The sequence below is a fragment of the Aquimarina sp. AU474 genome, assembly GCF_900312815.1.
Lineage (GTDB): Bacteria > Bacteroidota > Bacteroidia > Flavobacteriales > Flavobacteriaceae > Aquimarina.
This window is the reverse complement of record NZ_OMPE01000009.1, coordinates 1417535-1431048: the sequence shown is the minus strand read 5'-3', so window position 1 is coordinate 1431048 and position 13514 is coordinate 1417535. Positions and strand designations below refer to the sequence as shown.

Here is a 13514-nt window from a genome sequence, read left to right as displayed (position 1 = left end):
ACTCGATTAATGGGTTTTCGGATTACCCCAAGAGAAATAATATACGTATGATAGAATTCAGAAAAAGAAGTACTGAACTCCTATCAAAATTGCGAATCATATTTGATTTTTTTTTCAGTACTAATATTGAAATTGCCTAAATAGGTAAAAATACCCGGTAGAAATATTTATCAAATTCATTCAATAAAGTCATGGAGAAACAAGGATAAAATACTTGCTTTATGTAGATTTTTAGTTTTTTACTCAGATTGTTATAAGTATTATTATGAATAAGTTATTATTTTTGTTAGGTAAACCTGTACTATGACATCTATCAAAACCCTACTTGTAACTATCTTATTAATCCTTGTTACACATATCGCTTACTCACAAAATGATAGTATACCTCAACACACTAAAGACACTTTAAACACTCCAGTTTCTCAAAGTAAAATGAATACCTGGCAAATGATCAAATATGACGGTCTATCTGTGTATGGCGGTGTAAAACATGCATATACGCAGCCTTTTAAATGGAAACAGAAAGATTGGATTACTTTTGGTGGGGTAGTAGTAGGAACCGCAGCCTTATTGGCACTAGATGAACCTGCAAATGAGTATTTTACAAATCAAGCAGAAGGTGTACCAGATTTTGTTACTGATGCTAGTTTTAGATTTGGGAAACCTCTTTTTAATTATGGTCTTACAACGAGTGTTTATGCCATGGGGTTAATTACCAAAAATGAAAAAATTCGCAGAACAGGCGTCCTACTCATAGCATCTGCAACCGCAGGAGGTATCCTTCAAACCGTAAGTAAAACTCTAGTAGGACGTGCTAGGCCTACCACTGGCGAAGGCAACCTTAGTTTTCGATTTTGGTCAAGTGAGGCTGGTTTTCATTCTTTTCCATCTGGGCATGCGATACTAGCATTTACTACAGCATATGCTATTGGTAAACAATTTAAAAACCCATATCTAAAGGGAGGTATCTTTGCCATTGGTTTACTTTCTCCTGTCTCTCGTTTATGGGCTGGCGCACATTGGCTTACTGATGTGGTATTAGGAGTAGCCATAAGTGTTTTTGTAGTCGACGGTATCGATAATTATTTAAAAAAGAAAGAGCGTTATGTTTATGGTCATAAGAAAAATAAAATTAAATGGAATCTTAGCTTAGGCGCCGGACAACTTGGAGTTGTTGGCAGATTCTAAGAATAGTTATTTAACTAAATTCCTTTTTGTAATAAGTAGTAGCATCTTCTAAAAGCATATTTAAATATTTGTTTTCATTATCCAAACGTATCTCATCCCATTTTAAATATTTTATTAGATCTTCCTCTATTATTGATCGGTACTGATGTATACTATAAATATCAAAATATAATCTACCCGTTCTTCTCACAAAAAAATCTGCTAAGCCATTCGTCATCTCATGGTGGACACTATACCATAATTCGGCTCTAATCAATCTTTCTTCAACAGCATCATTAAGGAAATAATTTACCTTGTTCATAATAATATCTGCTTGTTTTCCATAGGTCGAAACCAAATACCAACTGTAATAGGGATCCTCTATCTTAATATCTTTAAGTTGTTGAGTTACTTGATTCATATAAGTGCTTACTTCTTCACTAGTGTTCATTGGATCACTAGTGAGTTGTATTTGTTGAGTATACGATTTAGAAAAGGTTTCTCTTTTCTTATTACTCATGGTTTTAAGTACAGTATCAATAACTCTTTGCGCCATTTTTCTATACCCCGTTAATTTACCCCCCGCAATCGATATTAACCCTGTTTCTGATACAAATATTTCATCTTTTCTGGATAGTTCTGAAGGATCTTTTCCATCTTCATGAATCAAAGGTCTTAAGCCTGCCCAATTTGATTCTATATCAGAAATAGTGAGTTCTAAACGGGGAAACATATGATTAACTGCATCAAGAAGATATGATGCATCTTCATTTGTTGCTACTACTCGATTTAAACTTGCACTGTAATTCGTATCTGTAGTTCCTACATATGTTGCTCTTCCTCTTGGAATTGCAAATATCATCCTGCCATCTGGCACATCAAAATATATAGATTGTGTTAATGGAAATCGTTCTCTAGAAAAAACCAAATGCACACCCTTGGTAAGATGAAGATATTTGTTATTCATAGAATGATCCTTCTCCCTTAATAAATCTACCCATGGTCCAGCGGCAGAGACATAATTTCTCGATTGGATTACAAATGATTCTTTAGTATTATGATCAAGGCATTGAAGGCTTTTAATTTTCCCATTATCATCATAATTAAATGAAGTCATCTCACAATAGTTGATACCGTTGGCACCAAAAGAAGCTGCTTTTTTTAACAACTCTACGGTTAGTCTGGCATCATCTGTTCTATACTCTGCATAGTATCCTCCTCCTGTAAGTCCTTTGGTATTTAGCAACGGCTCTTTGGTTTTAGTTTCTTCTACGCTCAACATTTTTCTCTGATCTTCTCCTTCAACATTTGCCAGAAAATCATAAACTTTAAGACCTATTGAAGCCATCAATTTTCCGTAGGTACCTCCTTCGATTAAGGGTAATAACATTTTTTCTGGTACTACAAGATGAGGAACCAATTTATGAACGGTAGCTCGCTCGCTACCCGATTCTTTAACCAAACCTATTTCCATCTGTTTTAAGTAGCGTAATCCGCCATGGATTAGTTTGGTAGATTTATTACTGGTACCAGAGGCAAAATCATTTTTTTCTACAAGACATATCTTTAATCCCCTAGATGCTGCATCAAGAGCTATCCCTGCTCCTGTAACTCCTCCTCCTATAATAACGAGGTCATATTTTTCATTTTTGGCTTTCCGTATCTGTACTCCTCGATCCAAAACAGAAAAACGTATTGGTCCTTCTTCTTTTACAGCCAACATATTTTTATTGGTCGTTTTTGTACGGGCAACAGCTTGTTGCCATCCAGTATATTTACGACTTCTTTCGTGCGCTGTCATTTCCGGTTTAAAAACCGTATCAATAGCTCTTATATTAGAAATATCTTTTTTATTCCATATACCTGCTTTAATACCAGCCAAAAAAGCTGCTCCCAAAGCCGTAATTTCCAGCATTCTGGGACGATCGACAGATACATTGAGAATATCAGCTTGAAATTGCATCAAATAATTATTAGCAGATGCTCCTCCATCTACTTTGAGTTCTTTCATTTGTTTACCGCTGTCTTCAACCATTGCTTCCAGAACATCTCTTGTTTGATATGCAAGTGCTTCTACTGTAGCTTTAATAATCTCATTTTTTCCTGAATCTAGAGTTAGCCCATATATTGCACCTTTGGCTTCCATATCCCAATAAGGAGCACCTAAACCTGCAAAAGCAGGCACAACATATAAATCATCAGTAGTATTGGTAGATTTACATATTTCCTCTGTTTCACTAGCCTTATTAATTACCTGAAGTTTATCTCTTAACCATTGTATCGAGGCTCCACCTACAAAAATACTTCCTTCTAAAGCATACTTTACATTATCATCGGGCAAACTACAACATAAAGTAGTTAACAAGCCGTTTTGAGACTCGTAGGGCTTTTTACCAGTATTAAGTAACATAAAACACCCTGTACCATAGGTGTTTTTAGCTATTCCTGATTTATATCCTCCTTGACCAAATAATGAGGCTTGTTGATCCCCGGCTACTCCATATATCGGAATATCTTTACCATTATAGTTAATTGCTCCAAAATCTGATGAAGAATATTGTACAGTAGGTAATATTGATTTAGGAATATCCATAGCTTTTAACAATGTATCATCCCACTCTAGACTTAGAATATTGTATAGCATTGTTCTTGAAGCATTAGAATGATCTGTAACATGGTGTGTCCCATTTGTAAATTTCCAAATCAACCAAGTATCTATAGTTCCAAATAGCAAATCTCCATTAGATGCTTTTTCTCGTGCTCCCTCTACATTGTCTAAAATCCATTTCAATTTAGTCCCAGAAAAATAGGAGTCTATTACTAGTCCAGTATTTTTTGAAACATAATCACTTAGTCCACTCTGTTTAAGATTTTCGCAAATTTTGGTGGTACGTTTATCTAACCAGACTATGGCATTGTAAATAGGTTCTCCTGTATTTTTATCCCAAACTACTGTGGTTTCCCGTTGATTGGTAATACCAATTGCTGCAACTTCTTGGGCAGATATTTTAGATTTTTTAATAACCTCTTTAAATACTTCTTCTTGATGTTTAAATATCTCTATAGGGTCATGTTCTACCCATCCTGATTCCGGATAATATTGGGTGAGTTCTTTTTGTGCGATCCCACAAATTACTCCTAAATTATCAAAAACAATTGCTCTAGTACTAGTTGTACCTTGATCGAATGCAATAATATAATTCTTGGCCATATTTTGAGTATTTATAAACTGTCCTATTCGAGGCGAGATATTATAAAAAACTTAAGAACAGTATACTTAATTGGTTAATAAAAGGCTCTATTTCACACAAATATCAGAACTATTGTGTTAATCTCCAAGCAAAAATGTATTTTATATGCTATTCTATGCTACTAATTAATGTTATTCTCTATAAACCAGTGACAAATACTCTATTTAACTACTCTTTAATTGGAAGAAACACTTCTGCCTTCCATTCTATTTGATTTCCTCCAGCCATAGGGTTATTATAGAAAATTTCAAGTGGTTTATGCTCTACAGAAATATTATTTTTATCAGCATACTCTAATAAAACCAACCAAGCCTCGTCACTAATACTATAATTACCATAGAATGTTGCTTTTAAGGCTTTTCTAGATTTAATATTATTAAACTTAATATTAGGGATAGTATCTGGCACTGTATCTTTTCTAACAATAGGCACTCCAAAATCAAATTTAATCTTATTATTTTTCTTATCCCAGTCTCTAATTTTCACAAAAGGAGATCCATCTTGGGTTATTTTATTCTCATCTAATTTTGGATATAAGTATGCATTTGCATTCATCATCATTTTGGCTTTAAGATCTCTTTGCCCTTCTGTTTGTGTTGAAATAATATGCATATCAGGGGTTTCACTTTCTCCATCAACAATCACCTTAAAAGTATTGGTATATTTTAAGAATTCTTGTCGTAAACGAATTAATTCACTTTTAACACGTTTTACCGAATTAGAACTTCCTGTTAATGCTTGTATTCGATTTTTTACCGAATGATTTTCAGAAACAATCCCTACATCTATTTTTGTTATAGTATCTGCAATACTATTAAAAGTCCAGTCTAATAGTATCTTTTCATCTTCCAAAGTTATTTCCTGTACCATAGATTTCGAAACCACACTATCCTTAATTATAGCATTCCATTGCATAGAGGTTGTATCTATAAACTTTTTACTTTTTACATAATTGTAAACACTTTGAGGCGATGTATTTGAATTAAAGGTGATTACATAATCATGTTTTTTAATCAACAAATACCATGTTGCAAGTCCCAAACATGCAACCAAGACAATAACTATAATTTTTTTCATTAAATACTTTACTTTAATTCTTTTTTATTCTAAGTTTTCCTATTACAAAACTACCTAATTCTCTTCCTTGTTCCAAACCTAAATCAATCGCTGCTCGATAATGAATACCTCCATACAGTCTACTTATCGCTGCCTCTTCTGCTGCTTTATTAAATGAAACAAAAGAACGAATTGGAAGTCCATATTTTACTTCGGTATTATCGTTAAACTCAAAATTATCTCCAAAAATTTGGGTAAGCACTTTAGATGCCGCTCCTGACACTACAGAATGACCACTAGTATATTCTGGAAATGGCGGAGTTTGTAACACCGGTTCCCAATTTTCATCTATATGCTGATTGATCAATGTTTCGGGTCTAATAAGATTACTTCTATATTTTTCATCCCAGCAGCTAATAAACGCATCGGCAATAGCAATTGAGGTATGCGTATAAGCATATACTGTTTTCTGAAAATCTAAGCTTTCCTTTTTACAGGCAATCTTACAAATCCCTATCCAATGCGCCCCTGGAGTTATCTTCTTAGTTGCAAACATTAAATGTCCTTTATGTGTCGAGACATACGGATTGCAATCCCAGAATTGAGCGATTTCGAGTTTTTCTGAAGTTTCTCCTTCTTCCTTAATTGTAACGCCAACAGAGTATGTCTCCATAAGTTCTTTATAAAAAGGAGATTCTTTTTCTAAAGAAAAACCAGGATGCTTTGATGGTGTAAATTGAGACGAAGAATCAATCACAGATGGCCTGATTTTTTGCCAATGTGGCTCAATACCATCCATGTAATCGGGAGGTGTAGGTTGCCATCTTGAAGGGTCTTCGGTATTTACAGAAAACTTAGGCATCGTACGTGTTTGTGCATAGTTATCTGTTGCCATCCATTTTTTAATATGCTCGGCAACTTCTAATCCATAGTTTTTGGAATTAGTATAACTATCTTCATTAATAGATTTCCATGAATTGTATAAACTATCTCTATAAATTTCTACTTTATCTTCAGAAAAAACAAGTTGTTTCCCTATTTCTAAATATGCCACTAGAGCCGCTAGATTATAGTTGACATGTTTTGTTGTATCTACTACAGGAACTGGTTCAAGGCCATTTAACCGAGCGGCTAAAGTTTTGTATGTATTATCGCCTTGCGCAATTACTTCATATGCCGCAATATTTGGATAATTATATATTCTACTTGCTACAGGAGGCGAAAATATATCATGAACCATTACCTCTGTAAGTTTATCTATTACGTTATGATAATCATCCGCAGTTATTACAATTTGTTCTCTTTCCTTTTTACATGAAGAAAAACAAAAAACAACACCTAAAACAAGTATTAATTTGTACAGTTTACTAATACATTTCATACATCTCCATTTTTCCATTATTTATGGTAACAATCAAATATTTTTTATTTGCAAAATTAATAACATTTGCCCCTGTAACAGCCTTTTTTGATAAATTAATCCCTAAGCGATCTCCCAAAACATATGCATTATTTTTACTCACTACGGCTCCCGCAAAACCATCGAATCTTCCATGATATGGGGTCACTCCAAAATAATTTCCGGCCATGAATACTTCTTCCTCTCCATCGTGATTAAAATCATTCTTTAACATTGTCGTAATAGGTGCTGTTTGTAATTCATCTTCAAAAGCAACAAAAGTAAACTTACCTTCTTCGTTTTTTAAATATCCCGACGCTAATTGATGAACTTCTAACAAAACTGATTTATCCAATAGTTCTTTGTTAAAAACTTCGTCTACCGTTTTACCTGCAAACGATGCATAGGTAGTGAATTTTTTTCTTAAAAAGTTTAATTGATTAGATAAATCATCCAGGCCCAAAATAGTATAATATTTTTTGTTTTTAGGAATGGTAATTATAGTCTCGGATTTATTATTATTATCAAAATCACCATAAAACATCTTTAGAGGAAAATTGGTTGACGCTTTAAACTTTGTATTTAATCCAAAATTTCCCAATACATAGTCCCGATCTCCATCATTATCTATATCAAATTCTTCAATTGATTGCCATAATCCATTATTAAATTCGTTGTTAGTTACTTGATCTGTAACATTCAATAATGTCCCGTTTTTATTTTTAAAAAAAGAAGGGCGCATCCATTCTCCAACAATAATTAAATCTTTAATATTATCATTATCAAAATCAGTCCAAATGGCATCAGTAACCATACCAATTTGTTGCAATTCTTTATTTTCCTTTACGGTAAAATTACCTTGATCGTTTATTAAAATATGGGAGTTAGGGATAGCTCCAAAATCATTAGAGACAGCATGAGCCCCAATAAAAACATCTAGATCTCCATCGCCATCTAGATCATTAGGTTTAATTATAGATTCATGCTCATAAAGTTCTGGGAACCGAGCTTTTATCAATCTCGAATTAGAACTTAAGTACAATCTATCTATGAGTTCTTTTGATTGACCAAAAAATTCTCCTCCAGAAGAAGCTATCAAAAGATCTTTTTGTCCATCATTATTAAAATCTTCTATTACAGCGTCTACATCTTCTTTTCGTTTGTCAACTTCTAAAAAATCATTGATTTGACGTTCGAATCCAATGGGAGTTTGGAAAAAAATCTGGGAAGGTTCATTTTTTGAACTTCCAAAGAAAATATCTTCTTTACCATCATTATTTAGATCCCCTATTGCGGTTGCAGGTCCTCGATTAGAGATCATATATGGAATCAATTTCTGGCGATTAAAATCAACATAGTTATTCTCTTTGTGTTCATAACACAACCCCGGAATACTATCTATTTTTGTAAACCATTTCTTTTGCCTAGGAAATAACTGATTATAATTTACAGATTTTCTTTTATTCAATACTTTAATCGTTAAAGTTTGATTTGTCTTGATATTTTCGGCCATTTGTATGGTATGATCAGGCCATATAACTTTAAGAGAATCTACCTTTTCGACTTTTCCGTATCCAAAATGAATTATAGCCTCAGATGAAGACTGAAATCCCTTGGTCATAAACAATTGTTTGTACTGAGGTATTCCTTGGTGATACGATATTACTTTGGTACCCACTCCAAATACATTAGATTTTTTATATTTAAATTTTAGTTTTAGATAATTCGATGCCTGATTAGTTTTGTTTCTATAAAAAGTAGCCGGCTTGTTTATATTATTAGTTACCAAATCTATATCTCCATCATTATCAAAATCGGCATAAGCGCTACCCGTTGATATAATAGAATCTTGTGGCAACCAATTGACCGATTGGTTTTTAAATTTAATAGTACTAGATCCTTGAAATATATAATTTTGAACTGCCCCCGATGGCATAATATCCAGAGCTGCATTATCAACCAGTTTAGTTTTGGTAAGCTTATCTTTAATCTTATCGTTAGAAATATATTTAATATAATCTAGGTCATTTGGTCTTTTAGGAATCCCATTTGAAATAAAGATATCTTGCTCGCCATCATTGTCATAATCAGCAAACAAAACCGACCAACTCCAGTCACTTTCTGCAACACCACTAAGTAAAGCTGTTTCTGAAAAGAACTTACCTCCTTGATTAATTTGAAGCATATTACGTGCATATTGATAATGATAGCCTAATCGTTTAACACGCATTTCTAACATATCTACCGTTTCATCTCCTACAGAAGCCTTAAGAGTTTTTTCATCTTCTGGCGTCATGTCTAAAGTCATAATATCCATAAAACCATCGTGATTGATATCTGCCACATCACTCCCCATCGAGAAACGACTTGTATGTCCAAAGTTTTCCTTTAACACCTCTTTAAAAGTACCATCAGCATTATTCAAATAATAATAATCGTCTTCATGAAAATCATTACTTATATAAAGGTCTGTGTAGCCATCATTATTAAAATCTGCTGTTGCTACTCCTAAACCATATCCATTTACTCCTCCATAAATACCGGCTTGTTCACTTACATCTACAAACTTATCACCATCATTGCGTAGCAATTTATCACCGCTTTCATAATTTCGATTATTCCTAATATTGGCCTTCCCAAAAGATTTTTGAGTATGAATAGCATGATTAAGTAAATACATATCCAAATCCCCGTCATTATCATAATCAAAGAAAGCCGCTGCAGAAGAATAGTTATCAAAATCTAACCCATATTGCGAAGCTTTTTCGGTAAACGTTCCATCCCCATTATTAATAAACAATTCATTTACCCCTTCAAGTCCTTGAATCCCTACTACCGCACAAACATAAATATCCAAAAACCCATCTCCATTTATATCTGCCATTGAAGTACCAGTGTTCCAATCAGAGTTTCCTGCAACACCCGCTTTATTTGTTATATCTTCAAACTCAAAATTTCCCTTATTAAGATAAAGTTTGTTTTTTTGAAGATTAGAAGTAAAAAAAACATCGACCAAATCATCATTATTAATATCCCCTACAGCAACTCCAGCGCCATTATAGAAATACAAATAATCCAGGATATTTAAATCTTCTGTTGATTCTACCTTATTTTGAAAAGTAACTTTGGTAATTTCGGGCTTTACACTGTCAAACAAACTCCCCTTTTCTTGATTCCCTGAGCAAGAAAACAAACTTATTACAACAAATACTATTAAAACTATTTTACCCATTAAACCATAAAGATGAAAAGACCACTATTAACCAAGAATTTAATTATTTTTTTAGTTTAAAAATCTTAGGTGCCTTATTATTAATTCCAGTAATTAAATATTTTTCTCCGGATGTATTCTGAATCCATTGCAATGCTCTCACTTCTCCTTCAACAAAAAAACCCGAAGATTTTTTAATCTCGTAATCTTTGTTTTTGTTGCTCAACAATACTACACCTCTACTTGCATCTAATCTAGAAAATTGAGGTTTGAAATTATAATTATTTCCCCCTAAAATTATATCAAGAATACCATCTTTATTAAGATCACAGGTTTCAATTTCATAAATACATGATAACTGAGCTTCTTTTGGTAATTCCACAATTTCAAAATTACCTTTTCCATCATTATATGCAATTAAGCTTTTGAAGGTATTCGTAACTTTTACAATAGTATTTTGCAACACCTCTTTAGGAAATAACTCATTAATAGATTTTGTCGCATATTCAGAAAATTTTAAATTTTGTTTTTTCAACGAGTTAATCTGACCAGTTATTTCTTTTTTTAAATGTATTGGTATATCCTTTCCCTGTATTTTTTGAGTAAAAATCTGCTCTATCGTACCATTATTATCAAAATCATTTACAAACATTTTGGCCGGTGTATTCTTACCGGCTTTATAAGCCGCATTTAAACCTCGATTCCCTAAAATTAAATCAATATCACCATCCTTGTCAATATCTTTTGCATGTACAGTATTAAACCACCCTGAAATATCATCGAGATTTGTTTGCAAAGGCGTTAATCTTCTCCCATTATTCTTGAAAATTTTGGGCGACATCCACTCTCCCACAATAATTAAATCAGGTTTTGTATCACCATCAATATCTTTCCATTCAGCGTTGGTTACCATTCCAACATCCTGAGCCTTGAAAGCTTTTGATCCTATATTATTTTTAAAATTACCTTGTCCATCATTTTCGAGTAATTGATTTTTTGGATTGATCCCATATATGCCAGGAACGCTTAAGTTACCCACAAAAAGATCAATATCACCATCCTTATCAAAATCACATGGTGCAATTACAGAAGTATTATTCTCGTTAGGAATAGTTTGGCCTTTACTAAAATTGCCTTTTCCGTCCCCTAGATATATTCGTATGGCAAATTGTGTAGGTTTTGCTCTGGCAAAATTTCCACCAGAGGATATCACCAAATCAAAATCATTATCTCCATCTACATCTACAAATTGCGCATTTGTATCCTCATAAAATTGATCCTCTATAAATATTTCATTTCCCACTAAAGATAATTTTCCCTTAGCATTTTGGATATATAAAACACCCGGTTGATTTTTGGCTCCCCCAATATACACATCATCATTTCCGTCTTGATTAATATCTTCAACGGCAATAGTTGGACCTTCTTTTGACGACATTTTGGATATTAAACCTTCGTAATCAAAATCTATATAAGGATCCTCTTTGTGTTCTTCGAGTTTATTTTGGATCTCGGTAAAATATTGCTTAGAAACTCTAGATATTTTTTCATACTCTTGAGATGCATTAGCGATATCGAGGGTTAATAACTGATTTACTTCAGTTTCTCCTATTTTTTCGGTTTTCTTATTAGGCCAAAAAACTCGTATTGAATCTACTTTTTTAATCTTTCGTAAACCAAAGATTAATCCATAATCAATCGAGGACTGGAAACCTCTAGAAGGAACCAATTCTTGCCTAAATATCTCTGTATCCTTATACACCTCAACAATACCACCTATAGCAAATGTGTTTTTATCAGTTCCTTTTAGTTGTATTTTTAAATAATTATTTTTGGCATTGTTTTTATATACAAACAAAGGCATATTTACATTGTTGACTACAAGGTCTAAATCACCATCATTATCCAAATCGCCATATGCCGCCCCATTAGAAAAACTTGGCTCGGTAAATCCAAAATCTTCTGTACTATTCGAAAAAGTAAGATCATGATTGTTCTTAAAAGCATAATTAACTACAGGAACACTAGGCATTTTCTTAATAATAGAATCTTGAGAAGTTTTGATTCCTGAAATTGCCATTTTTTGATAGATCTCTGCAGCAAAAAAATCCATAAAATCTTGATTCGTTAAATCATGATAAATCCCATTACACACATAAATATCGCGATATCCATCATTATCCATATCAAATAACAATGCTCCCCATGACCAATCTGTATTACCCACACCACTATAAAAAGCTATTTCAGAAAAAGTGTTATCTCCATTATTAAGCTGCAATGTATTTTGCATGTATTGATGATAAAAATCTTTTCGCTGTTTTAATTGATATACATCAAAACGTTCAAAATCGCTAGTTTTTTTAAGTCTCTCATTTTGTTCCGGAAGCATATCGGTAACAAATATTTCAGGTTTACCATCATTATTAAGATCTGCCATATCTGCTCCCATAGAAGCCAAACTTAAATGAGGTATTTTATTTTTTATATCTTCTCTAAAAGTACCATCACCTTGATTAACATATAAATAATCTCTTTCATAAAAATCGTTAGAGACATATATATCGGGTAATAAATCCTCGTTAATATCTCCTACTGTTACACCAAGACCAAAACCTATTAAGCTTCCATAAATTCCTGCTTCTTCACTTACATCAATAAATTTCCCATTATCATTGCGCAATAACTTATCTCCTCCCCCTTTAAACATCTCAGGCAAACCCCAATCTTGGCTTCTAAGTTCTCTTTTATTAGAATATCCCAAACTATTTACAGGAATAAAACTATTATTAAGAATGTAGGCATCAAGATCCCCATCAAGATCGTAATCAAAAAAAGCAGTATGAGTAGTAAACCCACTATCGGCAAGATTATAAGATGAAGCTTTTTCAGTAAAAGTTAGATCTCCATTATTAATAAATAATTCATTCTTTTGATCATCACCCTTTATATTACCAGCATTACATACGTAGATATCCAAGAAACCATCTGCATTTATATCCACCATAACTACTCCTGTTGACCAGGATTTATTACCTGATGTTCCTGAAATACCTGTGATTTCTTTAAATTTAAAATTACCTTGATTGAGGTATAGTTTATTTTTCTCCATATTGGAGGTAAGATATATGTCTGCTAAACCATCATTATTAATATCTCCGATAGCTACCCCCCCTCCATTATAAAAATTTCGATATTTAAAAATATTGAAGTCTTTTTGGTTGGTTACTTTATTTACAAAACTGATCCCTGTACTATCAGAAGTCATTTTTGTAAATAACGTTTTTGTTGGTAATAGATTTGTCGATTGTTCTTTTTCCTGATGACAGGAAAAGAAAAACAATACTAACAATAAAGAAAAAAATACTTTATACATCATATCGGTTTAATTAGCTGCAGAAGCACATAAAAATAACAAAGCCCTTCGAAA

At 32.9% G+C, this 13514-nt stretch carries 6 protein-coding genes; 1 reads left to right on the top strand and 5 read right to left on the bottom strand.

All coding sequences use genetic code 11. The features are described 5' to 3' along the window. Positions 1-303 precede the first annotated feature (303 nt). Complete coding sequence (locus DK508_RS19680; protein WP_109302489.1) at positions 304-1188, top strand: phosphatase PAP2 family protein; 885 nt, start codon at positions 304-306, stop codon at positions 1186-1188. 10 nt (positions 1189-1198) lie between these two features. On the opposite strand, the gene glpK is transcribed toward DK508_RS19680, so the two are convergent. The 5 genes from glpK to DK508_RS19655 form a co-directional block, all read right to left on the bottom strand. Next, entirely contained in the window at positions 1199-4378 is a 3180-nt protein-coding gene (gene glpK / locus DK508_RS19675) for a glycerol kinase GlpK (protein WP_109302488.1), read from the bottom strand. A 208-nt stretch (positions 4379-4586) separates the two neighbouring features. Further along, positions 4587-5495, bottom strand: a complete 909-nt coding sequence (locus DK508_RS19670) for a GyrI-like domain-containing protein (protein ID WP_109302487.1) — start codon at positions 5493-5495, stop codon at positions 4587-4589. A gap of 13 nt (positions 5496-5508) precedes the next feature. Next, a complete protein-coding gene (locus DK508_RS19665) occupies positions 5509-6855 on the bottom strand; it encodes a vanadium-dependent haloperoxidase (protein ID WP_109302486.1) in 1347 nt (448 codons plus the stop codon). Beyond that, entirely contained in the window at positions 6842-10105 is a 3264-nt protein-coding gene (locus tag DK508_RS19660) for a CRTAC1 family protein (RefSeq protein ID WP_109302485.1), read from the bottom strand. The genes DK508_RS19665 and DK508_RS19660 overlap by 14 nt, the downstream gene beginning before the upstream one ends. Before the next feature lie 43 nt (positions 10106-10148). Next, positions 10149-13463, bottom strand: a complete 3315-nt coding sequence (locus DK508_RS19655) for a VCBS repeat-containing protein (RefSeq protein ID WP_370443861.1) — start codon at positions 13461-13463, stop codon at positions 10149-10151. Between the last annotated feature and the right edge of the window lie 51 nt (positions 13464-13514).

Bases quoted from the DNA above. Each gene is read 5' to 3' on its own strand.
- DK508_RS19670 (WP_109302487.1), bottom strand. From the start codon at position 5,495: ATGAAAAAAATTATAGTTATTGTCTTGGTTGCATGTTTGGGACTTGCA.
- DK508_RS19680 (WP_109302489.1), top strand. From the start codon at position 304: ATGACATCTATCAAAACCCTACTTGTAACTATCTTATTAATCCTTGTT.
- DK508_RS19665 (WP_109302486.1), bottom strand. From the start codon at position 6,855: ATGAAATGTATTAGTAAACTGTACAAATTAATACTTGTTTTAGGTGTT.
- DK508_RS19660 (WP_109302485.1), bottom strand. From the start codon at position 10,105: ATGGGTAAAATAGTTTTAATAGTATTTGTTGTAATAAGTTTGTTTTCT.
- glpK (WP_109302488.1), bottom strand. From the start codon at position 4,378: ATGGCCAAGAATTATATTATTGCATTCGATCAAGGTACAACTAGTACT.
- DK508_RS19655 (WP_370443861.1), bottom strand. From the start codon at position 13,463: ATGATGTATAAAGTATTTTTTTCTTTATTGTTAGTATTGTTTTTCTTT.